We start from the raw sequence: 24,982 nt of genomic DNA, 5'->3' as shown, positions 1-24,982 counted from the left end.
ACACACGGAGTGATTCCACATGCGTATTCGTCATCTTGCCGGTGCCATCGGCGCCGCCCTTCTCTTCAGTGCCGGGGCGCACGCCGACGGTTTCACGCAGGTGGTGTCCTTCGGTGACAGCCTAAGCGACAACGGTAATGTCTCCACGCTGATCCGCTCGCCTGTCGCGCTGCGCTTCACGACGAACCCGGGCACGGTCGCGGTCGAGAACATCGCGTCGTACTACGGCCTCTCGCTCACCCCGTCACTCAAGGGCGGCACCGACTACGCGTACGGCAACGCGCGTGCCGCCACGGTCAACCCGGTCACCGGCACGCCGCTGACCGTCCCGCCGACCTCGACACAGATTCAGACGTATCTCGCGTCCACCGGCGGCAAGGCCGACCCGAACGCGCTGTACACCATGTGGATCGGCGCCAACGACCTGCTGGCGGCACTGAACAACCCGGCCACGGCCCAGGTGACCGTCGCCACGGCCGCCACGAACGAAGTCGGCCAGATCAAGGCACTGCAGGCGGCGGGCGCGAAGACCATCGTCGTCTTCAACCTGCCCGACGTCGGCAAGACCCCCGCCGCGCTGGCTCAGGGCGCAACGGCGGCCGGCCAGATCAGCCAGCTGTCGCAGGTCTACAACGGCATCCTATCCGGCGGTCTGGCCCAGGCCAACCGCGGCATCGTGCCGATCGACACCTACGCGCTGCTCAACGAAGTCATCGCAAGCCCGAGCACCTACGGCTTCACCAACGTCACCGTGCCGGCCTGCACCACGGCCAGCTCGCTGACCTGCACGCCGGCCACCCTGCGCGACCCGAACGCGGCATCGACCTACCTGTTCGCCGACGGCATTCATCCGACCACGGCGGCTCACGCGATCCTCGGCCAGTATGCGATTTCGGTGATTACCGCCCCGCAGAAGATCTCGCTGCTCGGCGAAGCCGGTCTCGCCTCCGACGCCGCGCATGTCCGTGTGCTGCGTAACCAGATGCTCGCCGATAACTTCGGCGCCGACTCCCGCGTGTTCGCGGCCGTCGACTACGGCCAGCAGAAGTTCAAGACGACCGACACCTCGCCGAAGACCGACAGCGACAACGTCAACCTGACGGTCGGTGCGGATGCCAAGGTCAACGAGAACGTCTCCGTCGGTGTCGCTCTTGGCCTGTCCCAGAACAACGCCGACTTCCAGGGCGGTGGCGGCTACAAGATGCAGGACGTCGCCGGTTCGGGTTACGCCTTCTATCACCAGGGCGGCGGTTACGGCGGCGCGTTCGTCACCTTCGGCCAGCTCAGCTTCACCGACATCGATCGTCGCATCGACCTCGGCGCCGCACGTCGCACCGAGACGGGCAAGACCGACGGCTCGCACGTGGGCGCAGGCCTGCAGGGCGGCTGGTGGTTCGGTAGCGACACGCTCAAGACCGGCCCGTTCGTCAGCGTGGAATTCGAGCAGCTGCGTGTGTTCGGTTACACCGAGCGCAGCGACACCAGCACCGCGATGACCTTCGGCAAGCAGACGCGTAACGCTCGTATCGAAACGGCCGGCTGGCGCCTGCAGGGTTCGATGCAGGCCGGCAGCACCATGCTCCACCCGTTCGCCGAGGTGTCCTACAACCACGACGGCCGCGCCGACGATCGTTACGTCACCGCGGGTCTCAACAGCATGGCCGGCAAGTTCGAAGTCCAGGGCTTCACCCCGGACAAGACATGGGCCACGGCCGACCTCGGCGTCACCGCCGACTTCAGCCAGACCTGGAGCGGCTGGGCGAGCTACAGCGGTCGCTTCGCTGACGACACGCAGCGTTACAACAGCCTCAACCTCGGACTGAAGATGTCGTTCTGATCGAGCGACGTTGGTAAGAATGAACAAAAACGCCGGCCCTTGGGTCGGCGTTTTTTGTCGAGAGGATTACGGGTTAGTCCAAGTCCAACCCTTATCTTCCAGCATTCGCGGCTCTGCGACGCCGACCGGTTCGCACTCCGCGATGCTGCACGCGGTAGCAATCGGCAGAGAACCCGGCAACGTGTAAGCCGTGATGATCGTGTTGGCCACGATATAGCGAGGCTTACGGTCGGATCCGCAATTCACTTCTTCGGTAATCGAATAAGCGGTGTGGGTATTACCGGCCTGGTATGTCAGGGCTTCACACGTACGGATATCCTGACCGACCAGAGCCCCGGTTTCATCGAAGTACTTGTGAGAACTCGCGGTAAGGGCAAGCGCCTGGGCCGTACCGACAAATCCGAGGAGAGGCAGCGCGAAAACGGCGAGCTTGGGGAGGAGGTGCTTCATCTTTCGTATCTCCGTGAGGCGGAAAAAGATTCCGCGTTTCATGCAGTACGGCCTAGGCCGGACATCAGCCGTCCGTAGCCGTAAGCCGACGATCCCGTCGTTGGGACTCACCAAAAATGCGCCGGTACTCGCCTCAAGTCTGTAGGAAAAACCTTACACGGCAGCTTTTAGCGCCTTCGTTGCCGAATATCGCCATCTTTTCGCAAAAAAAAAACGCCGGCACTAGGCCGGCGTTTTTTTACATCCGAGTGGACGTCTTACTTCTTGCCGCCAGCCTTCGCGTACATCGCTTCGGCCTGGCTCTTCAGCGCGGCCGCCGCGTCGTCGCCAAGGACGTCGACCTTGCCGCCAGCCTCGTTCTGCTTGAGGACGAGTTCGCCGGCATCGTTCCAGCCAGCACGCTGAGTGGAGGTCGGCTTGCCGTCCTTGCTCGGCTTCTTCTCCTGGACAATCACCCACGGCTTACCGTTCTTGTAAGCGTAGTTCGTCGAGGTGAAGCCCTTATCGCCGTAATCGACCAGCTCGATAACGAACTGCACGTCGTTACCCTTCTTGAAGATCTGCCAGCCGCGCGACTCGCCTTCCTTCAACGCGGTGCCCTGCGTCATCTTCAGGCCGCCGATGTTCTTCTTCAGCGAGTTGTAGCCGCTGAGCTCTTTCTCGCCCGGCGTCGCTTCGCCGACCAGCTGAATGTTGGCGACGTTCTTCGCGCCCTTGGTCAGCACGGGGGTCTTCAGCGGAGCCGAATAGTGACGCTCGCCGTCCTGCAGGGACGCTTCGACGATGTACATGTCGTTGGGATTGAGGTCGGCGGCATTGAAGTCCAGCTGGAACTGCTGCGGCAGGGTCACCGGCTGCACCGTCTTGGTGGCCAGCGGCTGCGAACCCTGGGCGCTGACGTCGACCAGCTTGAGGTCGAGCTTGGCGTCCGGCGACAGCTGGGCGCCGGCGTCACGCAGGGTGATGGTGCCGGTCACGGCGTTGGCGGGAGCGGCATTGTCGCTGCCACCGGCGGCGGCCTGCTGGCCGTTGTTGTCGGAGCCGCCACCGCAACCGGCGAGCGCCAGGGCGGAGACAGAAGCGAGCGACAAGAGGATCCTGCGCATGGTCAAACCTCGTATGGAACGGAATGGTTTTGGGGTCACGGACAATACGCGCGCGCATGGCGCTGCAACATGTCCGGGGGGACCTTGGAGCATACCGAGAAATGCGCCGATGTAAAAGTCAAGGGTGAAACTACCCGACTTGGCGGAAACGGGAGCGGGTTGGCAAGCTGACGGTCAGGTTTGCCGGAAAGCGGCACCCGTGCGACTTGCATGGAAAGCAACAACTTGCGTGACCCGTCGTAAAGTCCGCGCAAGCGGGTTGCCAGACCGGATCATGGGCGCTGCCAACTGACGGAATACCAGTCGGCGTTCCACACGAAAAAAACGCCACGATAAGTGGCGTTTCTCAGAGCACCAGCTTAAAGATTGCTTGCTGCCTGTCCATCCAGGACGGGCAGCGTCGACTTAACTACCCCAGCCGCTCAACCAGGGACCAATGGTCGAGATTTCCTGAGGCGCAGGGAATGCGCAGTCCGACCGACCGACAAACTCGGTGGCATGGTTGTAGTTTCCGTCGCAGTAGTCCTGAATCGTGTAGCCCGTTGCCGACAGAAAGTACGGCACGCGGGTGGCGTAATCCGGATCGTACGAGCAGAACGTGTTGCCGTTCGATGTTTCGCAGTCTACGAGTACGGGGTTACCACATCCGAAATCCATCTCCATGTGATATGGGTTGCTAGTGTCGATGACACCTGCATGGAACGCACGGTTGTCGCACTGGATAAACTGCTGTCCTACGATCTTGTTATTCGCATCGAAGTAAACGATGTTGCGCGCATTGTTGATAGCGGCCAGCGTTTGGCCACTGCAGACAATGATCAAAGCGACGAATGCCTGACGAATTACTTTCTTCACAGCATGCATATCAAATCCTTTGCAGATTGACACAAAACCCGTGTGCCATTCGGACTCACCCCGAGACCGATGCAGAGCAATTTACGTGACGATGGCGCCCCCACAGCGCCTCCTACACTCAGTGCGGAGGCAGACCCGAATGGACATCGGCCGACGACCAACGGAATGGGTCATAGAACGGTGGAGTTCCGCACTGTGACATGTCGCACGATTGCTCCAGCGTCATCCCTGGCGGCAGGTGGCCGACCTGGAATCCCGGTGTAGGTAATTCCCCCTGCGACGTCCGCGTGGTGCAGACCGTACCGCCTTGAGGATCCGTCGAACCCGGGTCTGGTCCACCGCTAGGAAGCGATGTAATACAAGATGTGCCGCTAATCGAAACCCCACGCGTACAGCCATAGGTATCTGTGCGGTAGAACTCGCTCCAGACGCCGACATATGTGCGCGGATTAGCATTGAAACACGTGTTGATCGATTGACCGACGACATTTCCTTGCGAGTCGAAATAGACGTAAGACACTGCGTCATTCTGCATCGCGAACGCGGAAGATGATGCCAGCGCGAGAAAGACCAGTGCGCTCCATAACAATGCCTTCATTCAAGACCCCCGTTAATTGATATACGTCGACGACTATCGTCGTGACAATGTTACGCCGCAAGCTTCGGAAGCTCTGTAGGGCAAAGCCTACAAGCGGGATACGAGGACATATCACTATGTGACTCACGTCGCAGATTCCGAATAACGGGAAGCTCGGTCGTAACGGCAACTGCAGGAAGAAAAACTCAGCAAAAAAAAACGCCACCCGAGGGTGGCGTTTTTCGATCATCGACTGCTCGCGCGGCCGATGATCATCAACTACCTAAAATCAGAAGTCGTACGTCGCACCCAAGCGGATGTAACGCGGTGTCTGAGTGGCGAGCGGCAGGTTGTACTCGTTGTTCGGGCTCGAAGAGACGCCGTAGTACGGGGACACCTGGGTGTTCTTCTGCTCGTTGGTGACATTGAAGACTTCGAGGCTGAGCGCCAGCTTGTGGTCGGCAAAAGCCGGACGGTACTGAGTGCTCAGGGTGAGCGACTTCGTCCACGGCGTGCGGCCAGCATCACCTGGGGGCGACGGCAGACCACCGCAGAAGTGGTAAGACTCGACACCGTAGTTAGCATTAGCTTCGATCTGATCCGGACCGTACCCACCGTAGCAGTTACGCGGCGCGCCAGACAGGATCTGCAGGTTGCCAGCAACCGACCATTCCGGAGTGAACTGGTATGAGCCGAAAAGCTTCAACTGATGCTTGTGATCGTTCGGCAGCAAACCGTTCGAGTAAGCCATAACTTCCGGATTGTCCCATGCCTGCGTCACCGAAGGAGCGCTACGGGTGCCTGCGTCTGAATCGACCTGGCCTTCGCTGTTGCCGTAGCTCTTCGAGTAGACGTAGTCGATACGACCCCACCAGTTGCCGTTACCCTGCGGATGCTCCATATGGAGATTCACAGCGTAATACGACCGCTTCAGGTGCGGGAAGCCAAGGTCGGCATTCGATGTCTTGATCTGGTCCAGACCACCCGTAGCCAGGTTCGGAACCTGGAACGTGTTCGAGCGACCCGGGTTGAACAGGTAGCAGCTGATTGCGTCCCAGTTTTCGTTAGCGACGTCGTTGCCGATGGCAGCGGACTTGGCGATAACACGATCCGTAGCGCAGAAGTCGTCGATCGCGTTCTTCAGCTTGCGATAGGTGAGCTTAGCGCCGTAAACCCAGTCGTCGCCGAGGGTCTTGTCGAAGCCGAGGATGTATTCATCCTGATACTCCGGCTTGATGCCCTTAGCAGTGACTGTGCGCGGATCCGGCGACTGGCCGAATTCGTTGTTGGCCGAGTACTCGCCATTCGGACCCTTGCTACCAGCCAGCGGCTGCGGATTGATCGGATAACCGGTGGTCGGATCGACCCCGTCATACGAGTAGTAAGAGCGGGTGTAATACGAGCCCGAAGCGCCGCGAAGGGCGGGCTGATTCGGGAGGGCAAGATAATAACGGCCCGCGTTACCGTAAACCTTGAACGTGCTGTCACCAAACACGTCCCACGTACCGCCGAGGCGAGGGGCCCACTGCGGAGCGTGCTGCGTGATGTAAGCCTGACCGCTGCCGTTGTAGTTACGGAACTGGTCGTTACGCAGACCAAGGCTCAGAAGAACGCGATCGGTGACCTGCCACTTGTCTTCGATGTACTGAGCGCGCTGTTTGACTGCAACGGAGGCAACCGTGCTGTAACGGTACTTGTCAACGTAGTAGCCGCTGGGGGTGCCCACGACTTCACCACCGGCAAGCGCGGCACCTGGCTGAGCGATAGCGTATTCCCACGCATAGCCAGAATTCGAGTAGATCGAGTCGCCGTCGTTATTGTCCTGCGTCGACTGATTGTCGATACCGGCCGAAATTTCGTGGTTACCGATCTTGTAGTTCAGGTCGACGCGATAGTTCGAGCCCTTGCTGTTCTTACGCGGATCGCCGACGGTCGTGTAGCCCAGCGCGTTCGAATAGCCGCCCGGATTTCCACCCTTATACAACGGATTCTGACGCGACGGCTGAATGATGTGGATGAGGTTCGCATCACCATCCGCATGCGTGTAGAAGTCGGTGTTCTGGCGGCCGTACTGGGCCGTCAAGGTCAAGTCGTCGGTGATGTAGCTGGTGAATTTACCAACCCACATGGTCTGCTTGGTCGACTCAGCGGTATCGCGGCTGACGTAATCACCCCTGCTCAGGGTGTCGTAGTCATAGTCGTAAAGGGTACCCGCGTAATCGTTCTTATACGACGCGTGAGTGAACTCGAGCAGGTTGTTATCGTTGATATTCCAGTCGAGCTTCACGTACGTCTTCGGATCTTTGTACGTGTAGTTCGCCTGCTGCCCGGTGTTCACGCTATAGACATTGGTACCTTCGCGCTTCTCAGCTTCAACAGCCGCGAAGATGAACAGCTTATCTTTGATCAGCGCACCGCCGCCGTAGGCCGAGACGATGGCGTCCCAATCCTTATTGTTCTTGCGATAACGGTTGAGCTCGCCGGCGTTAACCGAATCGGCAGCGTAACGCCAGTTTTTCGGATCTGCCTTGCCCCACCTCGGGGTGTAAAGGATCTGGCCACCGAACTTCCAATCGTTCGTACCGCGGCGACCAACGATGCTGATCACGCCACCATCCGAGCGACCGTAGGCGGCGCCGTAGCCGCCGGTCAGCACTTCCTGCTGATCGATTGCACCGTACGGGAGAACGATGCCGCCGTAACCCGAGATGGGATCGGTGGTGTTCATGCCGTTGACGTAGTAGGCGTTCTCGGTAATCGACGAGCCGCCAAACGACACGAGTGCCTGGCCGGTCGGGCTGGCGAAGCCAGTGCCTGTTGCACCAGGCGTAACGCCCGGGGCGAGCAGGGCGATCGACTCGGCAGAGCGCCCGAGCGGGAGCTGATCGAGCTGCGAGCGCGTGATGACCGTGCGCGAGTCAACCGAGCTGACGTCGATAGCCGGCAGGGCGGTACCCGTGACGGTGACGGCATCCAGATTCTGAGCGCCGCTAGCGTTTGCTGCGGAGTTGAACGACACGTCCGTGCCGGCGTTGACGCGGAGCTCGACCTTGTCCCGCGAATCCACGGTGGTGCCGCCCTTGATCAGGCTCACCTTGTAGACGCCGAGCGGAAGGTTGTTGAAGTTGTAACGGCCGTTTTCGCCGACCGTGGTGGAACGGGTAACGCCCGTGCCGCTGGTGATCTGAACGGTATCGCCGGCTTCAGCCGAACCGAACAGGCTACCCGTGGTCGCCTGGGCGAACACGTTGCCGGTAAGGCCCATGCCCATGGCCAGCGCGAGCGCCAACGACGAACGACGCAGGACGGAAGCCTGCCGGATGCTGCGAGAACTCATTGCAAATCTCCCCAGATCGACCCCAACGGGCCAAAAAAAACGAGCAAAACCGACCAAAGGCCGGAAAAAATGGCCTTGCCGTTGCTCGGATCCGAGGGGTGGTGTTCTGGCGCCAACTCCTCCCAGAGTCGACTGCCTCCCCCGACCTGCTCCCGACAAGCCCTGACTAGTACCAAACCGAGACGCCTTCGCAGTTCACGAAAGGCTCAGTCGGGTGTCGCCGATGCCGAACATAGGCGTGACCTTACTGCCGTGTCAACAAATTATTTACACGGTGTAGGCGTTTTTCCTAGTGCGGTGCTCGTTCAGGATTCCCGGCCAACTCCCGGAAATCAGGGGATTTTTGCTTGAGAAATAAATGCTTCCGAAAAAAAAGCCCTCGTCCGCGGGACGGAAGAAGGCGATCTGGGGAGCACATTTCGTGACCGTCGGGGGGCAGATCCCTGCCCCCCTCGGCTTTTTCTTGTTGTGCGATACGCGACGCGCTATCAGAAGTCGTACGTGATACCGAAGCGGGCGTAGCGCGGCTGGGTCTGGTAGAGCGGAACGTCGTAACGCGGGTTGAGGCTCGCCGCGCTGCCGTGGATCGGATAAACCTGCGTTTCCTTGCGCTGGTTCAGCAGGTTGAACACGGTGACGTTGAAGGCCAGCTTCTTGTCGGCCCACTCCGGACGGTACTCGACGCTACCCGTGACGATGTAGGTCCACGGATTGTGGCCTGCCTCACCCGGGGGCGACGGCTGACCATCGCACCAGTGGTAGTACGAGCCGTAGCCGAGGTTCGGGTTGGTCTCGTTCGGGCCGTAGAAGCCCAGGCAGCTCCTCGGCGCACCCGAAGCGATGTTGATGTTGCCCGAGACCAGCCACTCCGAAGCCAGCTGATAGGAGCCGTAGATCTTGAAGTTGTGCTTGCGGCTGTTGGCGAGCTCGCCGTTCGAGTACTGCATGACTTCCGCGTAATCCCAGTCCACCGTCGCCGAGACGTTGTCCTGACGGATGTCCGAACGGACCTGACCTTCCGAGTTGCCGTAGCTCTTCGAGTAGACGTAGTCGAAGCGGACCTGGTACTTGCCGTCCCACGCATGATCCAGGTACAGCTCGAGGCCGTAGTAGTTACGCTTGGAGTGCGGGAAGCCGAAGTCCTGATTGTTCATGTCGACGCTGTAGTAGCCGCCGTTGGTGTTCGGGATCAGGAAGGTGTTGGCACGACCCGGGTTGAACAGGTAGCTGCCCTGGATGTCGCCGATGGTGTCCGGATCGATACCCGAGCGTTCCATCTTGCGCAGGATCGCACCGCTGTCGCCGACGTCGTCGATCGCGTTACGCAGCTTGCGCACCGTGGCCTTCGCACCGTAGGTCCACTTGTCGGTCAGCGCCGCATCGAAACCGAGGATGAACTCATCCTGGTATTCCGACTTGATGTTGGTGGCGGCGGCGGTCTTCGGATCACGCGGGATGCCGTACTCGCTGTTCGCCGAGATCGGACCGCCGGTGCTGCTGAAGATCGGGGTCAGGCCCTGCGGAATACCGTTGGCGTCGATACCGGTGTAGTTGAAGTACTCGCGGGTGTAGAGCGAAGCACCGGCGGAACGCAGCGCGACGGTCGCCGGCAGCGCGAGGTAGTAACGACCCGCGTTGGCGTAGATCTTCAGGCTGGAGTCGCCGTTGACGTCCCAGGTGGCGCCCAGACGCGGGGCCCACTGCGGCGTGGTCAGCCTCAGGTACGGCTCGCCGTCCTGGTTGTAGTTGGTGAACTGGTCGTTGCGCAGACCCACCTTCACCATCCAGCGGTCATTCACCTGCCAGGTGTCTTCGATGTACTGAGCGCGCTGCGTGGTGCGGACCGACGCGGCGGTGCCGTAGACGTAGCGGGCGACGTAGTAGCCACGGCCACCCGGCGGGGCGACATAGGACGCGTCCGTCGGCGCTTCGCCGATGATCGGCGTGCCGGCGTCGGTCTTGTTGTACTCCCACGCGTAACCCGGACCGGTCGTGCTGTCGCCGTCGTTCTTGTCGAGCACCTTCTGGTTATCGATACCGGCCACGATCGTGTGGTCGCCGATGTGATAGCTCAGGTCGACACGGAAGTTGGTGTTGGTCGAGGTGTGCTTCGGATCCGCGGTGGTGGCCGACGGGTTGGCGTTGGTGATCGGGTTGCCGCCATTGAGCAGCGGATCCTGATTCGTCGCGGTGAGGATGGACGGCAACGACTGGTCACCGCCGGTGGCGGTGTAGTACGTGCCCTTCATCTTGCCGTAGAGGGCCGTCAGGGTCAGGTCGTCGGTGATGTAGCTGGTGAACTTGGCGCTGTAGAGATCCGCGCCCGACTTGTTGTTGACCGAGTTGTCCTTGCCGACGTAGTCGCCACGGGTCTTGGTCGGATAGTCATACTCGTAGATCGAAGCGTCGTAATCCTGCTTGTTCGACGCGCCGGTGATTTCGAGGATGTTGCTGTCGGTGATGTTCCAGTCGACCTTGCCGTAGAACTTCGGGTTGCGGTACGACTGCTTGTAGACGAACGGCGCCGCGACGCTGGTCGTCTGCTCGCCCGAGCGACGCTCCTGCTCAGCGGCGACGAACACGTACAGGGTGTCCTTGATCAGCGGACCACCGGCGTACACGGAGTACGTGGTGCGGTCGAGCTTGTCCTTCTTGTTGTCGTCGTACAGCTGACCGGCCTGTGCGCCGACCTGACGGTAGTAATTGATCTGGTTGGCCTTGGTGCCGTTCGGCTCCCACAGGACCTGCGCACCGAAGTGCCATTCGTTCGTACCGCGCTTACCGACCTGGCTGATCACGCCGCCCGAGGAACGGCCATAAGCAGCGCCGTAACCGCCGGCGAGGATTTCCTGCTGGTCGATGGCGCCGTACGGCAGGGTGATACCGCCGAAGCCGCTGAGCGGATCCGTCGTGTTGAAACCGTTGATGTAGTACGCGTTCTCGGTGACGGCGCTGCCGGCGATCGAGACCAGCGGGTTACCGGTCGGGCCGGTGAAGAACGAGCTACCGGCCACGGCGCCCGGCGCCAGCAGTGCGATGGCTTCAGCGGTGCGCGCCAGCGGCAGCTTGGACAGCTGCTCGGAGGTGATGACGGTGCGCGAGTCGACCGCGCTGACGTCGATCGAGGGCAGCGCATTGGCCGAGACGGTCACGCCTTCGAGGCTGGAGGCGGCCGTGGCCGACGCGGCGGCGTCAAAGGCCACTTCCGTACCGGCGCCGACGCGCAGGCTCACGTTGGAACGCGAATCGACGGCGGCACCGTCCTTGTTCAGCGTGACCTTGTAGCTGCCGAGCGGCAGCGACGTGATGGAGTAGCGACCGGCGGCATCGACGTTGACGGTGCGGCTGACGCCCGTCTCGTTGGTCGCGGTCACGGTCTGGCCCGCACCTGCCGGCACCTGGCCGAAGATGGAACCGGTGGTGGACTGTGCGAAGGCGGCACCGGACACAGTACCCAGGCCAATGGCCAGGGCCAGTGCGGTGCGACGGCCCAGCATGGCGGCGCGGTTGTGGCGCGAATTCATCTTGCATCTCCCCGATTAAAATTCCGCCGACGCAAAAACCTGCGCCGAGCGGCAAGCCGACCCCGGCCCGGCTAGCGCCAGGCTTCTTAGAGATCGGAGTTTAAAAATCCCCTTTAAACAGCAGGATCCGTGAAAGGATCCCGCGCCCCGAAACGCCACTGCGTGTGACGTGGAACACATATATCCGCAGGAGTCATCGGACTGCAATACGAAATTCTCACGGTAATTTTACAAATCTAGGCAATTACTTCCGAAGCAAGTGCCGAGCCGCGGAAAAATAGCCGACTGCACAAGAAGTTACAGATGTGACTTTTGGCATTTGCCAGCGTCCTATGACTCGCTCCTAGGAATCATTCCTAGAAAAAAATGCCCCCGTCCGGGGGGACGAGGGCGATCTGGGGAGACACTTTTTGTCGCCCCGTGGCGAATCCTTTCACCCGGGACTCTTGTTGTTGGAAAGTTTTTGCCGGTACGGCGGATCAGAAGTCGTAGCGGGCGGTGAAACGGACCGTACGCGGATCGGTGAAGTTGAGTTCGCGGTCGTAAAGCGGGCTGACGGTGGAGCGCGACGACGCATAACGGGGGTTGTACGAGGTCGGCGTCTGCTTGTTGAACGCGTTGAGCACGTCGACCTGCAGCGTCAGGTTCTTGTCCAGCCAGCTCGGGGTGTATGCCGCATTGAGGTTGACGATATAGGTCCACGGCGTGTTGCCGTGCGAGCCACGCGGTGAGCGCTCGTAACCCGCCGTGCCCGGCAGACCGCACCAGTAGTAGAACGCACCGTTGTACAGACCCGCGTCGGCGGTCGGGTAGAAGCTCGTGCAGTTCTTCGGACGACCCGATGCGATGTTCAGGTTGGCACCGAAGCGCAGATCGTCGGTGGCCTGGAAGTAACCGAAGGCCTTGATCTGATGCGTACGGTTGTTCGGCAGCTTGCCGTTCGCGCCAACCATCAGCTGCGGCAGATCCCAGTCCTGGGTCACCGAGACGTCAGCCTGACCGCCGTTGCCCGTGTCCAGGTCGGATGCCAGCTGACCTTCCGTGTTGCCGTAGCTGCGCGACCACGTGTAGTCGATGCGGCCGTACCACTTGTCGGCGAACGGATGCTCCAGGTACAGATCGACGGCGTAGTACTTACGCTTCAGGTCGGGAAGCTGCAGGGCGTCCTTCGAGTAATGCACGGCGACGAACGAGCCGTCGTCCTGCTCCTGCAGGAAGGTGTTGCCGGTACCCGGGTTGAACAGGAAGCACGCACCGCCCAGTGCGGGAGTGCAGGTATCGTCGATCGCGCTGCGCAGCTGACGCCAGGTCAGCTTGGCACCCCAGTTCAGGGTGGGCGTGATCGCCTGATCGAGACCGGCGATGTATTCGTCCTGATAGTGGGACTTCAGGCCCTTCGCGGCGACGGTGCGCGGATCCGGAGCCACGCCGCACTCGAGGTTGGCCGAGACCGCGTTGGTGCCGCCGCAGGTGTAGCCGGCGGCCTGGTTGACCGGCACCGGTACGAGACCCGTCGGCGCGCCGGTGACCGGATCGGTTCCCGTGTACGTGAAGTACTCGGAGGTGCCCAGCGAGCCGGACGCCGCACGCACGGCGACGTTGTTCGGCATGGCCAGGTGGTAACGACCGGCGTTGGCGTAGACCTTGAGGGTCGAATCACCCATCACGTCCCACGACACGCCCAGACGCGGCGCCAGCTGGTGACGCTGCTTCGCGTACACCTGGTTATTGCCGTTGAAGTTCTTGAACTGCTCGTTGCGCAGACCCGCGTAGACCAGCCAGCGATCGGTGACCTGCCAGTGATCTTCGAGGTACTGCGATTCCTGCACCGTTTTCACGGTCGCGGAGGTGGTCGTGTAAGCGCGGGTCACGTAGTAACCCTGCGTACCGAGACCACCCGCCGAGGCGGGCGAGCCGACGCCGTGACCGGCGTCGATCGCCTGGGCCGCATTGTTCTGCTGGTTGTACGTCCAGCTGTAGCCGCCCGGCAGGGACGTGCCCGTGAACGACTTGGCCTGCTGACGATCGGCACCGAACTTAATGTCGTGATCGCCCAGGCGGTACTCGAGATCGAGGCGCCAGCCGTCGGTCGCATCGTTCGCGCCCGGTACGCGTACCGACGTCGCGGTGGTCTGGCAGCTGCCGTAATTGATGCCCGGCGCCCGGGAAGCGGCACTGGCGATCGAGATCAGGGGGCAGTTCGCGTTGTAGCCGAACGGCGTCTGCACGTGATCGACGCGTTGCTGGCCATACAACGCCGAGACCGTGAAGTTATCGGTGATGTAACCGGTGTACTTACCGACGTAGAGGTCGCCGCCGTCCTTCGTGTACGAGCCGCCGTTCTGCACGGCGCCGTGGGTCTTGCTGGCGTAGTTGAAGCCGTAGGTGGCGGACGTGTATTCCGTCTTGTCGGACACACCGGTCAGCTCGATGTGGTGATCGTCGGTGATGTTCCAGTCGAGCTTGGCCAGCCAGCGCGGGATCTTGTACTGGTAGTCGTTCCAGCCGTTACGGCCGACGGTGGCGGAGGTGACGGCGCCCGCTGTCGTGCTGGACTGCACGCCGGCACCTTCGCGGCGGTTCATTTCGGCGTCGACGTAGAAGAACAGCTTGTCCTTGATCAGCGGGCCGCTGGCGTAGGCGCCGACGGTCGAGCGCCAGTATTCGTTCTTCTTGAAGTACTGATAGACCGTGCCGTCGGTCGTCGGATAAAACCCGGTATCCGGATAGTTCGAGTTACGCGGCGAGGCGCGCGTCCCCGAGGGCTCCCAGATCGTGTACACGCCCGCGTGCCATTCGTTGGTACCGCGCTTGGTCACGATATTGATGACACCGCCGGTCGAGCGGCCGAATTCCGCGCCATAGCCGCCGGTGAGCACCTGCTGCTGGTCGATGGCGTCGAAAGGAAGCTGGGTCAGGCCGATCGACGTCAGCGGATTGGTCACCGCGTAGCCGTTGATGAAGTAAGCATTCTCGGACGACGCGGAGCCACCGAAGCTGGGCACCGGATTGCCGAGCGCGTCCTTGTAGCTGGAGTTCCCGATCACGCCAGGCGCAAGCAATGCCGCGGCGAGCACGTCCCGGGTAATCGGAAGCTTGTTGAGCTGCTCGGCGGTGAGCACCGTGCGGGTGTCGACCGACGACACATCGATCGACGGCATCGCCGATGCGGAGACCGAGACGCCCTCGAGCGTGGCGGCTTCGGTGGTCGATGCCGACGAGCCGAACGAGACGTCGGAACCGCCCGAGATGGTCACGGTCACGTTGTCGCGCGTGCTGACCACCGCGCCATTGTTTTCCAGCGAAACCTTGTAGTTGCCGGGTGGCAGCGCGCTGAAGCGGTAGCGGCCGTTCGAATCGACATTGATCGTGCGCGAGAAGCCGGTGTCGGCGCTGGACACGGTCACCGAGGTGCCCTGCTGATTCACCGAACCGAAAATGGAACCGGTCACGTTGGACTGTGCCAATGCGGCGCCGGAGACGGTGCCCAGACCGATAGCCAGGGCAAGCGCGGTGCGGCGACCCAGCGACGCGGCGTGATGATGACGCAAATTCATGTATTGCCTCTCCCCTAGAAAGCCCGAACCGTACGTTGTTGCGATTCGGAGCAAGCCGATCCCGCCCCGGCTGTGGCCAGGTTTGCTTGGGTCATCGACGACGTTGTTATCCCTTATGCCACGCCGCGTGATGCCAGCGGCGCGCCCCCGGAGTCGCCCTGCTGAGCGACCCGGGACCAGATATAGCGAAACTAATTGCGAATTCGCAACATGATTTTTTCACCTGAGCTTTACATGTCGCGGCGTCTGAAGAGCCGTTTCGTCATGACCTGTGCAAAAAATCACGTCGACACAAACCGTTACGATTTCGAGACACGTGACTTATGGCCTATATAGGACTTGAGCCTAGGAAACATTCTTAGCCAGAACATCGATTTAGATGCGCCCGTCGCATGTTCTGGATCGCTTTTGGACGACTCGTTTACGAAACTTCTCAACGGAAAGGCTTTCGAAGGGAAGTTGCTGTACACCGAATGCAGGCTCCGCGCGTTGGATCGCGGGATGGCCGGGGGGCGATCTACTTAGAAACGAGGTTCCAAGCGCATGAATTACAACTCAAGGGGCTCCGTTATGGCCGATGCATCTGGCGATAGCCTGGAGTCCGCACGAATCGACTCGACGCCTATCGCGTCATCCTTCGCCACTCGCGTACGGGCAGTCATCAAGATGTCGGGGAGCGTGAGCGAAATCGCTCGCCGGTGCGGCTTCTCCGAAGGCGTGGTGCGCAGCTGGCGCGATGGCAACACCGATCCTTCGCGGGGCCGTTGCGTCACGATGGCCAAGACGCTGGGCCTTTCGCTGGTCTGGCTCGCCGCCGGCGAAGGCCCGATGATGCTGGACGGATCGGGCGACGACGCCGTGGCCCGTACCGAAACCACCGAGACCGCGCGCGGTCGCGACGGGCGCGAGGGTACGGTGTCGTCCGCACTCGACGCATCCCGCCTCGCGGCGGCGATGAAGCTGCTGCAGTCGGACATCGAGTTGACCGGTAGCCGGTTCTCGCCGGTGCGTCACGCCGATCTGGTGGCCGAGATGTATTCGATCCTCGGACGCTCAGGCGAGTCGGATTACGCGGACCGGATGATCGCGTTCCGTCACACGCTGATGTCGCGCGTCGCGGACGACCAGTCCAGCGCCGCGGCCTGACCGGACCGAACGCCTCGCCAACCGGCCGGCGTCCTCCCATCAGCTCGGCCGCCAGTGGCCCTGGCTGATGGGAGTCGATCCATTGGGCGATCGACCGCGCGGGGACGCCGCGCGGTATCGGTTAAAGCCGCGAGATGTCCGCGATGGCGCCAAACGCCGCCTTGAGCTGCGCAAGCAGCGCGAGACGATTGGCGCGCACCGCCGGATTTTCCGCGTTGACCAGCACGTCGTCGAAGAACGTGTCGACCGGCCCCTGCAGCGCCGAGAGGCGCGCCAGCGTTCCGGTGTAGTCACCGGAGGCCAGTAGCCCCTGCGTGTCCGCGCGGGCGGAAGCGAGCGCCTCATGCAAGGCACGTTCGGCGTCGGACTCGAAGTGCGCCGGATCGACCGTCGACGGAATGGGTGCCGCACCCGCTTCCTCGGCCTGCTTGCGCAGGATGTTCGCGACACGCTTGTTCGCGGCGGCAAGGCTGGCCGCCTCGCTGCGACGGGCGAACTCGCCCACCGCGCGAAGCCGGCGATCGAAATCGGGCAACGTCGCCGGGCTCACCTCGATCACGGACTCGAACTGGTCAGCCGAGAAGCCCTGGTCCGCGTAATACCCACGCAGGCGTTCGAGCACGAAGCCATGCACTTCGTCGCCCAGCTCGCGGCGACGGGCACCGATGTCCACGACCGGCGTCTTGCCATCCTTGCCCGGCTTCACGCCGGCCACGAAGGCCGCCTCGGGAACCAGTTCGAAGGCCTCGGCCAGCGCGGCGCGCAGGTCGATGTCGAGGCTCCCTTCGATAAGCGTACGCGCGAGGCCAAGTGCGGCACGGCGCAACGCGAACGGATCCTTGTTGCCGCTCGGCTTGAGCCCGACGGCGAAGATGCCTGCGAGGGTATCGAGGCGTTCGGCCACCGCCAGTACCTGACCGACCTTGCCCGCCGCGATGGCATCGCCACCGAAGCGCGGCTGGTAGAAGCTGTCGAGGGCATCGGCCACGTCGGCCGGAAGACCCTGACGCGTCGCGTAGTAGCGACCCATCACGCCCTGCAGTTCGGGGAATTCACCCACCATGCGGGTCAGCAGATCGCACTTGGCCAACGCCGCGGCATGCGTCGCCTGGCCGGCGTCGACGCCGACGCGGTTGGCGATGACGCGCGCCAGCTCGGCCACACGGACCGTCTTGTCCCAGAGGCTGCCCAGCGACTGCTGGTAGGTGACGTTCTTCAGGCCTTCCTGATGGTCGGCCAGCGGCGTTTTGAGGTCGGCGTCCCAGAAGAATTTGGCGTCGGCGAAGCGCGGGCGGATCACGCGCTCGTAGCCCTTGCGGATCTCCGCCGGATCGAGACTCTCGATATTGGCGACGCCGATGAAGTGCTCGGTCAGGCGACCGTCTTCGTCGAACACCGGCACGAACTTCTGATTGGTCTCCATCGTGGTGACCAGCGCTTCGGGCGGCACATCGAGGAACTCACGTTCGAACGTGCAGGCGATCGCGACCGGCCACTCCGTAAGGTTGGCGATCTCCGCGAGCAGGCCCTCGGACAGGCGGGGCACGCCGCCGGTGGCCACACGCGCCACGTCATCGACCACGCGCTGGCGGCGCTCGGCCGGATCGGCGAGCACATGCGCGCCGCGCAGCGCGTCGAGCCAGCTGTCGGCGTCGGCGACATGCACCGGCTTCGGGTGATGAAAGCGATGGCCGTTGCTGAGGCGGCCGCTGGTCAGGCCCAGGATCTGGCCCTCGACGACGTCGGCACCGTGCAGCATGAGCAGGGTGTGCACCGGGCGGACGAAACTGTCCTCGCGATTCCCCCAGCGCATGGCCTTGGGAATCGGCAGCGCCTTGAGCGACTCGGCGACCACCTCGGCCAGCAGGGCGGCGGTGGGCTGGCCGGCCTTGACGGCACGGAAGACGAACCACGCGCCCTTGTCGGTCTCGAGCTTCTCCAGCGCGGCGACGTCGACGCCGCACGACTGCGCGAAGCCGATCAGCGCCTTGCTGGGCTCACCGTCGGCGCCGATGCTCGCCGCGATGGCGGGCCCGCGGCGTTCCACGGTCTGCTCCGGCTGGGCGACGGCCACGTCGGGGATGTAGACGGCGAGGCGGCGAGGCGACGCGTAGGTCTTCGCGGCTTCGTAGCCGCCGGCGACGCCGCGCTTCTCCAGGCCTTCGACGACGCCGCGCGAGAACGCGCCAGCGAGGTCGTCGAGGGCCTTGGGCGGCAGTTCTTCGGTGCCCAGCTCGATCAGGAGGGGCAGGCGCTTATCAGCCATTGACGGCCTCCTTGACGTTCTTCAGGCCGGGAAAACCGAGTTTTTCGCGCTGCGCGACATAGGCCTCGGCCACGCTGCGAGCCAGGGTGCGAACGCGCAGGATGTAGCGCTGACGTTCGGTCACGCTGATGGCCCGGCGCGCGTCGAGCAGGTTGAACGCGTGGCTGGCCTTACAGACCTGCTCGTACGCGGGCAGCGGCAGGCCGGCTTCGATCAGTTTGGCCGCTTCGCCCTCGCACACGTCGAACCAGTGGAACAGCTCCGGCACGTTGGCGTATTCGAAGTTGTAGGTACTCTGCTCCACCTCGTTCTGGTGGAAGACATCGCCGTAGGTGACCACGCCGTGCGGCGCGTTGGTCCAGACGATGTCGTAGATGCTGTCGACGTTCTGCAGGTACATCACCAGGCGCTCGAGGCCGTAGGTGATCTCACCCGTGACGGGACGGCATTCCAGGCCACCGGCCTGCTGGAAGTAGGTGAACTGGGTGACCTCCATGCCATTGAGCCAGACCTCCCAGCCAAGACCCCAGGCGCCCAGCGTCGGCGACTCCCAGTTGTCCTCGACGAAACGCAGGTCGTGCACCAGGGGGTCGATGCCCAGCGCCTTCAGCGATCCGATGTACAGATCGAGGATGTTGTCCGGGTTCGGCTTCAGCATCACCTGGTACTGGTAGTAATGCTGGAGACGGTTCGGGTTGTCGCCGTAGCGACCGTCCGTCGGCCGGCGGCAGGGCTGCACGTAAGCGGCGGCCCAGGGCTCCGGTCCGAGCGACCGGAGAAAGGTCATCGGGTGAAAGGTGCCCGCGCCGACTTCGGTATCGAGCGGCTGGACCAGCACGCAGCCCTGCTCCGCCCAGTAGCGGTTCAGGGTCTGGATCACGTCTTGGAATGTGGGCGCGGACATGGTTCCCGAGTCCTTGAGAAAGCGGGCTAGTATAGCGGCGTAGCATTGAACACGGGGTTGGACCTGATGGCAGTGAATCCGCAGCACGCCGCCCTCCTGGGCCGTCGTGGCCGGCTGGAGCTCGACGAGGTGCTCGCCTCGCTCATGGTGGACGGATACCTCGGCGCCGAGGACGCCAAGCGCGTCCGGATGGGCTCGCGCAGCGGAAAGTCGGCCATTGAATTGCACCCCCTCGTGGTGGTCTCGAGCGCCAAGGTCGACAACGCCCGCGAGCCGGGTCGCCCGCTCAGCCTGGAAGTCCTCGTGGAATGGCTCGCCGGCAAGGCCGACCTCGACTACATGAAGGTCGACCCGATGAAGGTGAACGTGGCGCAGGTCACCCAGGTGGTCAGCAACGCGTACGCGCAACGTCACCGGATCCTGCCCGTGGCCGCCACCGCGAGCGAGGTGGTGTTCGCGACGGCGGAGCCGTTCGACACCAGCTGGGCGACGGACCTCGGCCATATGCTCCGCCGCGACATCCGTCGCGTCGTCGCCAACCCGATCGACATCAACCGCTATCTGCTGGAGTTCTACGGCGTGCAGCGCTCGATCCAGCTGGCCGTCGATGCCAAGGGTCAGGACTCCGCCAACAAGATCATCAACTTCGAGCAACTGGTCGAACTGGGCAAGGGCGGCGAGCTCGGCGCCGACGACCGCCACGTCGTCCACATCGTCGACTGGCTGCTGCAATACGCGTTCGAGCAGCGCGCGTCCGATATCCACCTCGAGCCCCGTCGCGATGCCGGACAGATGCGGTTTCGCATCGACGGCGTCATGCAGAAAGTCTTCGAGCTGCCGCCGCCGGTCATGACCGCGGTCACCGCACGCGTAAAGATCCTCTCGCGCATGGACGTCGCCGAAAAGCGCCGGCCGCAGGATGGCCGTATCAAGACGCGCTCCGCCGGCGGACGCGAGGTGGAACTGCGTATCTCGACCATGCCGACGGCGTTCGGCGAAAAGGTCGTCATGCGTATCTTCGATCCCGATCTGGTGATGAAGGATTTCTCACAACTCGGCTTTTCGGAGGAGGAGGGGCGTATCTGGCGGGGCATGGTGGAACGCCCTCACGGCATCGTCCTGGTAACGGGACCGACAGGCTCGGGCAAAACCACCACGCTGTATTCGACACTCAAGCATCTGGCCAAGCCCGAGCTCAACGTTTGCACCGTCGAAGACCCGATCGAAATGGTCTCGCCCGATCTCAACCAGATGCAGGTGCAGGCGTCGATCGACCTGGATTTCGCCGCCGGCGTGCGCACGCTGCTCCGCCAGGATCCCGACATCATCATGGTCGGCGAAATCCGCGATCTCGAAACCGCGCAGATGGCGGTGCAGGCGTCGCTTACGGGCCATCTCGTCCTGTCGACGCTGCATACCAACGACTCGCCCAGTGCCGTGACCCGCCTGCTCGACCTGGGCGTACCGCATTACCTCATCCAGTCCACGCTGACGGGTGTCGTCGCGCAGCGACTGGTGCGTACGCTGTGCCCGCATTGCAAACGCGCGACCGCGCAGGATCCCGACGAGTGGAGCGTCGTGACGCATGGGTGGGATGTTCCGCTGCCCGAGCGCGTCTTCGAACCGGTGGGTTGCCTGGAGTGCCGCAAGACCGGCTTCCTCGGACGTACCGGCGTTTACGAAATGATGCCGATGTCGGGGCGCCTGCGAAGCCTGATTTCGGCCGAGCTCGATCTTGGCAAGTTCGGCGCGGCGGCGCTACGCGAAGGCATGAAGCCCTTGCGCATCTCGGCGGCGGCGCAGGTGGCCGCAGGCCTGACGACCGTGCGCGAGGTACTCAACGTGCTTCCCCCCAGCGATATCGAAGATACCTCCGCGTCATGAAACCCTTGCTCATCGTTCGCACCGGCCGCGCGCCCGACGTGATCAACGCGCGCCACGGAGACTTTCCGCGCTGGTTCCAGCTGGGACTTCGTCTGCGCCCGCCTCATCTGGCCATCGTCGACGTCGAGAAAGGCGACACCCTTCCGCCGCCGGAATCCGTTGCCGGCGCGGTGATCACCGGTTCCGCTTCCATGGTGACGGAGCGGCGTGCCTGGAGCGAACGCACGGCGGGATGGATCCGCGATGCGATGGACCGTGAACTGCCGATGCTCGGTGTCTGCTACGGACATCAGCTGATGTCGCACGCACTGGGTGGACGCGTGGATTACCTCCCCGATGGCCGTGAAATGGGTACCGTGCCGCTCACCGTGCACGACGGCGCGGGGCATGACGCACTCGCCGCGTCGTTGCCGGCGACGTTCGATGCGCACACGACGCATGAGCAGGGAGTGCTCGAGCTGCCACGCGGCGCGGTGTCGCTGGCCAGCTCGCGGCAAGATCCCCACCATCTCGTCCGCTACGGCAAGCACGCGGTGAGCACGCAGTTTCATCCGGAGTTCTCGACCGAGGTGATGCGTGCTTACATCCGGCGTCGCCACGACGTCCTCGACCGGGAAGGACTCGCCCCTGCGGCCATGCTGGCCGCCGTGGTCCCGACCCCGCATGCGACACGGCTGCTGCGTGGTTTCGTCCGCGAGCACCTGCAGGCGGCGCCCGCCGGAATGTCAGTTGCGTAGACGGCGAACGATCGCGCCGCGCGAGAAGAACGCGAAAACGATGCCGAAGAGAAACCCGCCGATGTGCGTCCACCAGACGACCGCGCCGTAGCTCGCGCCGGCGTAGCTGAAAAGCAGCTGCACCAGCGCCCAGATACCGATCAGCACGAAGGCCGGTACGCGTACGAACTCGAGGAAAAGCCCCAGCGGAAGCACGAGCCCGAGCCTGGCGCGCGGGAACAGCGTGACATACGCACCCACGACCGCCGATACCGCGCCGCTGCAGCCGATGATCGCCACCCGCGCACCGGTGAGCGAGATCGCGCCGATCAGATTGGCGACGACACCACCCAGCAGGAACAGCAGAAGAAAACGCGGCGAACCGAGACTCCGCTCCGCTGGCAGACTGAAGATCACGAGGAAGAGGAGGTTGCTGACCAGATGCAGCCAGCCGCCATGAATGAATGTGGCGGTGAACAGGCGGAGCAGCGCCGGATCGCTCACCTGCTCCCACAAGGGCAAGCCGGTCCCGAACAGGTGGGCCGGCACCGTACCCCAATGCCTCATGATGTCGGCACGCTCGTCGTGACCGGCCAGTGCCAGACCGACGAAAATCACCACGCAAGCGATGACGATCAACATCGTCGCCCAACACAGCCGCGACCGGCGTCGCGTGTCCACCTGCACGAACATCATCAGGGGATGCCGCGGGCGAGGTGCGGACCATCGGCCTCGAGCGACGAAAGGGCGAACATGGTCTCCGGCCCGACGACGCCATCCGCCGCGATGCCGAAGCGCTGCTGGACGGTGACGACGCGCGACAGCACCGCGCGATCAAACGTCGTCGACGGGGGCCCTCCGGCGGGGTCCGCCGGCAGATGACTCATCAGCCAGGACATTCCCTGGCCGGAGTCACCGCGGGCCAGTTTGGGAGGCATCGACGGGTCGACACGGAACACCGCGTAGAAGCGGCCGTTCCATACACGTTCGAAGACGTCACGCGTGAGTTCGACGTATTTACCACCAAGGTAGAGGCGGACGTCCTGATCGCCGGCGCCTACCAGCAAGACCTCCTGCTTCGCGTGTGCATCGTCCAGCTCGAGAATGAGTGGCCGATCGAAACGACGCAACTGGTCAAGCGATCCGCGACCGCTGACGCAGGCGAAACCCGGAAAAATAACCGCATCGCAACTGATCGCGTTGGCGACCGATGTCTCTTTCGACGTGACCTGCCAACGTGCGAGCAGTTCGCTCCACACGCGTAGCTTGCCCGTGTCCGGCGGGGGAAGCGCGTCCTGAAATTTGGCCAGGGCCTGCTCTGGCGTCGCGGTGGCGAGATTTTTGGGACGCGATGGGCTACGCCCGGAAAGAAACCACGTGGCCGCACCACCCACGAACAGGATCGCCAGCATGGCACCGATCGCCAGAATCGGCTTGCGATAACGGCGCAGCCAGTACCGGGCGTGTTGCGGCAGGACCTCGCGCGCCACGAAACCCAGCGCGCGCTCGCCGATCGAGCGCTCGCCTCGCTCCGCCGCGCGCTCGAGCGCCCGATGGGCAAGGGCATTGAGTCGGCGTGGATTTCCCTTGCCGTCGTCGCGGAGACTTCGAAGTCCCAACCGGCTGAAGGGCATCTGCGTCGTGCCGGCGACGTGCAGGCGGTGCCTCACATAACGCTCGCTTTCCTCCGGGGTGAGCGGAGCCAACGGCAAGCGACTACGGACATGCGCCGCCAGGGACGGCGCGCCGGCACCGTCGAAGCGCTCGCGCAGCGTGGGCAATCCGGCCAGCACGACGTGGAAAGGCGCATCGGCGTTCGCGCACGCGAGCAGCAGGCGCTCGACAATGGCGAGATCGTGATCGTGGAGCGTGTCTACATCATCCAGGATCAGCAGAAAGCGGTGGCTGACGTGATGCGCCAGGCGCCCGAGCCCTGCGGCCAGGCCATCGACCAGATGATCTTCGGTGTTGGCTTCCGCACTCAGCGGGAGCGGCAAGCCGAATCCCGCGTACATCGAGCGAAGCCACGCCGTCGTGCCCAACGCGTAGTCGTCCGCACCGCGGCGAACGGGCCGCACGCCATGATGGGCAGCGTCGGCTTCCATCAACAGGCACAGAAGGCTCTTTCCCGACCCGGCTTCACCGGTTATCAGGGTCACACTGGAATCGTCCGAACCGGACTGGTATTCGACATGCGCAAGAATGTCGCGTTCGCGCGGAAACAGACACGCGAAGCGCGTATCCGGTGCATCGCCAAACGGCGGTTCGCGCAGCCCGAAGGTTTGTAGATACATAGGCCTAATGTATCCGATTCCAGCTGGATCCAGCGTTTCGGCGGAACCATTCGGCGGCAATGATTGCGGTCGGGACGATTAGCCGAACATCGACGGGAATCCGGCATAACGGCGGCCGGTGTGCCCGCGAAATTGCGCGCAAAAGAAAAACCCGCCCTCTGGTGAGGACGGGTGTTTCAGGATAAAGCCCCTGGCGGTGACCTACTCTTGCATGGCTTGAGCCACACTACCATCGGCGCATGCGCGTTTCACTTCTGAGTTCGGGATGGGATCAGGTGGTACCACGCCGCTATAGCCGCCAGGGAAGGGGTGGGAGCAGCGCATTGAGCGCCGGCTCCACAGAGGGTGTAAACGAGTGACAAGCGTCCGGGTTTAGTCGAACAGCGAGTTAAGAGATAAGACGGTGAAGCGTCTTGGGGTTATATGGTCAAGCCTCACGGCTCATTAGTACACGTAAGCTCAATGCATTGCTGCACTTCCACACCGTGCCTATCAACCACCTAGTCTTGATGGTGCCTTAAGGAGAGTC

The 24,982-nt window shown here is 62.8% G+C and carries 15 protein-coding genes and 2 rRNA genes; 4 read left to right on the top strand and 13 right to left on the bottom strand.

Going from position 1 to position 24,982, the window contains the following annotated elements:
* Positions 1-19: 19 nt before the first annotated feature.
* Positions 20-1,837: an autotransporter domain-containing protein gene (locus BLT40_RS18745; RefSeq protein WP_079522808.1), complete on the top strand. Its 1,818-nt coding sequence runs from the start codon at positions 20-22 to the stop codon at positions 1,835-1,837.
* A gap of 66 nt (positions 1,838-1,903) precedes the next feature.
* On the opposite strand, the gene BLT40_RS18740 is transcribed toward BLT40_RS18745, so the two are convergent.
* The 7 genes from BLT40_RS18740 to BLT40_RS18715 all read right to left on the bottom strand — a co-directional run bounded on the left by BLT40_RS18740 (position 1,904) and on the right by BLT40_RS18715 (position 15,243).
* Positions 1,904-2,287: a hypothetical protein gene (locus BLT40_RS18740; RefSeq protein ID WP_139382838.1), complete on the bottom strand. Its 384-nt coding sequence runs from the start codon at positions 2,285-2,287 to the stop codon at positions 1,904-1,906.
* A 257-nt stretch (positions 2,288-2,544) separates the two neighbouring features.
* Entirely contained in the window at positions 2,545-3,393 is an 849-nt protein-coding gene (locus tag BLT40_RS18735; RefSeq protein WP_036116619.1) for a YbaY family lipoprotein, read from the bottom strand.
* 405 nt (positions 3,394-3,798) lie between these two features.
* Positions 3,799-4,257, bottom strand: a complete 459-nt coding sequence (locus BLT40_RS18730; protein ID WP_079522809.1) for a hypothetical protein — start codon at positions 4,255-4,257, stop codon at positions 3,799-3,801.
* 515 nt (positions 4,258-4,772) lie between these two features.
* Positions 4,773-5,075, bottom strand: coding sequence for a hypothetical protein (locus BLT40_RS20130; RefSeq protein WP_143025916.1), 303 nt, complete (start codon positions 5,073-5,075; stop codon positions 4,773-4,775).
* A 39-nt stretch (positions 5,076-5,114) separates the two neighbouring features.
* The gene (locus BLT40_RS18725; protein WP_079522810.1) at positions 5,115-8,162 is read right to left on the bottom strand and encodes a TonB-dependent receptor; all 3,048 of its coding nucleotides are present in this window, start codon (positions 8,160-8,162) and stop codon (positions 5,115-5,117) included.
* 488 nt (positions 8,163-8,650) lie between these two features.
* On the bottom strand, positions 8,651-11,686 hold the full coding sequence (locus BLT40_RS18720; RefSeq protein WP_079522811.1) for a TonB-dependent receptor: 3,036 nt from the start codon (positions 11,684-11,686) through the stop codon (positions 8,651-8,653).
* Between the two features lie 479 nt (positions 11,687-12,165).
* Positions 12,166-15,243 carry a TonB-dependent receptor gene (locus BLT40_RS18715; RefSeq protein ID WP_090355821.1) on the bottom strand — a complete coding sequence of 1,026 codons (3,078 nt, stop codon included), beginning with the start codon at positions 15,241-15,243 and terminating at the stop codon, positions 12,166-12,168.
* A 678-nt stretch (positions 15,244-15,921) separates the two neighbouring features.
* Between BLT40_RS18715 and BLT40_RS18710 the strand changes: the two genes are divergently transcribed.
* Positions 15,922-16,389 (top strand): helix-turn-helix domain-containing protein, encoded by a 468-nt coding sequence (locus tag BLT40_RS18710; protein WP_239708932.1) that lies wholly within the window; start codon positions 15,922-15,924, stop codon positions 16,387-16,389.
* A gap of 121 nt (positions 16,390-16,510) precedes the next feature.
* On the opposite strand, the gene glyS is transcribed toward BLT40_RS18710, so the two are convergent.
* Both glyS and glyQ read right to left on the bottom strand, forming a co-directional pair.
* On the bottom strand, positions 16,511-18,655 hold the full coding sequence (gene glyS, locus BLT40_RS18705) for a glycine--tRNA ligase subunit beta (protein ID WP_090355817.1): 2,145 nt from the start codon (positions 18,653-18,655) through the stop codon (positions 16,511-16,513).
* On the bottom strand, positions 18,648-19,559 hold the full coding sequence (gene glyQ, locus BLT40_RS18700) for a glycine--tRNA ligase subunit alpha (RefSeq protein WP_036116631.1): 912 nt from the start codon (positions 19,557-19,559) through the stop codon (positions 18,648-18,650). The genes glyS and glyQ overlap by 8 nt, the downstream gene beginning before the upstream one ends.
* 66 nt (positions 19,560-19,625) lie before the next feature.
* Between glyQ and BLT40_RS18695 the strand changes: the two genes are divergently transcribed.
* The gene (locus BLT40_RS18695; RefSeq protein ID WP_090355957.1) at positions 19,626-21,443 is read left to right on the top strand and encodes a type IV pilus assembly ATPase TfpB; all 1,818 of its coding nucleotides are present in this window, start codon (positions 19,626-19,628) and stop codon (positions 21,441-21,443) included.
* Positions 21,440-22,180: a glutamine amidotransferase gene (locus BLT40_RS18690; protein ID WP_090355812.1), complete on the top strand. Its 741-nt coding sequence runs from the start codon at positions 21,440-21,442 to the stop codon at positions 22,178-22,180. The genes BLT40_RS18695 and BLT40_RS18690 overlap by 4 nt, the downstream gene beginning before the upstream one ends.
* On the opposite strand, the gene BLT40_RS18685 is transcribed toward BLT40_RS18690, so the two are convergent.
* The 4 genes from BLT40_RS18685 to BLT40_RS18670 all read right to left on the bottom strand — a co-directional run.
* Positions 22,169-22,852, bottom strand: a complete 684-nt coding sequence (locus tag BLT40_RS18685) for a rhomboid family intramembrane serine protease (RefSeq protein WP_090355954.1) — start codon at positions 22,850-22,852, stop codon at positions 22,169-22,171. The genes BLT40_RS18690 and BLT40_RS18685 overlap by 12 nt on opposite strands.
* A 2-nt stretch (positions 22,853-22,854) precedes the next feature.
* On the bottom strand, positions 22,855-24,453 hold the full coding sequence (locus BLT40_RS18680; protein ID WP_090355809.1) for an AAA family ATPase: 1,599 nt from the start codon (positions 24,451-24,453) through the stop codon (positions 22,855-22,857).
* Positions 24,454-24,641: 188 nt separating this feature from the next.
* Positions 24,642-24,756: ribosomal RNA gene (gene rrf / locus BLT40_RS18675) — 5S ribosomal RNA — on the bottom strand.
* Positions 24,757-24,876: 120 nt separating this feature from the next.
* Positions 24,877-24,982 (bottom strand): 23S ribosomal RNA (locus BLT40_RS18670); the annotation flags it as partial.

Source organism: Dyella sp. 333MFSha, from assembly GCF_900102405.1.
Taxonomy (GTDB): domain Bacteria; phylum Pseudomonadota; class Gammaproteobacteria; order Xanthomonadales; family Rhodanobacteraceae; genus Luteibacter; species Luteibacter mycovicinus.
The sequence above is the reverse complement of the archived record's forward strand: the minus strand, read 5'-3'. Positions and strand labels throughout refer to the sequence as shown.

Coding starts and splice junctions, on each gene's coding strand:
- BLT40_RS18745 (WP_079522808.1), top strand. CDS start 20: ATGCGTATTCGTCATCTTGCCGGTGCCATCGGCGCCGCCCTTCTCTTC.
- BLT40_RS18740 (WP_139382838.1), bottom strand. CDS start 2,287: ATGAAGCACCTCCTCCCCAAGCTCGCCGTTTTCGCGCTGCCTCTCCTC.
- BLT40_RS18735 (WP_036116619.1), bottom strand. CDS start 3,393: ATGCGCAGGATCCTCTTGTCGCTCGCTTCTGTCTCCGCCCTGGCGCTC.
- BLT40_RS18730 (WP_079522809.1), bottom strand. CDS start 4,257: ATGCATGCTGTGAAGAAAGTAATTCGTCAGGCATTCGTCGCTTTGATC.
- BLT40_RS20130 (WP_143025916.1), bottom strand. CDS start 5,075: ATGATCGAAAAACGCCACCCTCGGGTGGCGTTTTTTTTTGCTGAGTTT.
- BLT40_RS18725 (WP_079522810.1), bottom strand. CDS start 8,162: ATGAGTTCTCGCAGCATCCGGCAGGCTTCCGTCCTGCGTCGTTCGTCG.
- BLT40_RS18720 (WP_079522811.1), bottom strand. CDS start 11,686: ATGAATTCGCGCCACAACCGCGCCGCCATGCTGGGCCGTCGCACCGCA.
- BLT40_RS18715 (WP_090355821.1), bottom strand. CDS start 15,243: ATGAATTTGCGTCATCATCACGCCGCGTCGCTGGGTCGCCGCACCGCG.
- glyS (WP_090355817.1), bottom strand. CDS start 18,655: ATGGCTGATAAGCGCCTGCCCCTCCTGATCGAGCTGGGCACCGAAGAA.
- glyQ (WP_036116631.1), bottom strand. CDS start 19,559: ATGTCCGCGCCCACATTCCAAGACGTGATCCAGACCCTGAACCGCTAC.
- BLT40_RS18695 (WP_090355957.1), top strand. CDS start 19,626: ATGGCAGTGAATCCGCAGCACGCCGCCCTCCTGGGCCGTCGTGGCCGG.
- BLT40_RS18690 (WP_090355812.1), top strand. CDS start 21,440: ATGAAACCCTTGCTCATCGTTCGCACCGGCCGCGCGCCCGACGTGATC.
- BLT40_RS18685 (WP_090355954.1), bottom strand. CDS start 22,852: ATGTTCGTGCAGGTGGACACGCGACGCCGGTCGCGGCTGTGTTGGGCG.
- BLT40_RS18680 (WP_090355809.1), bottom strand. CDS start 24,453: ATGTATCTACAAACCTTCGGGCTGCGCGAACCGCCGTTTGGCGATGCA.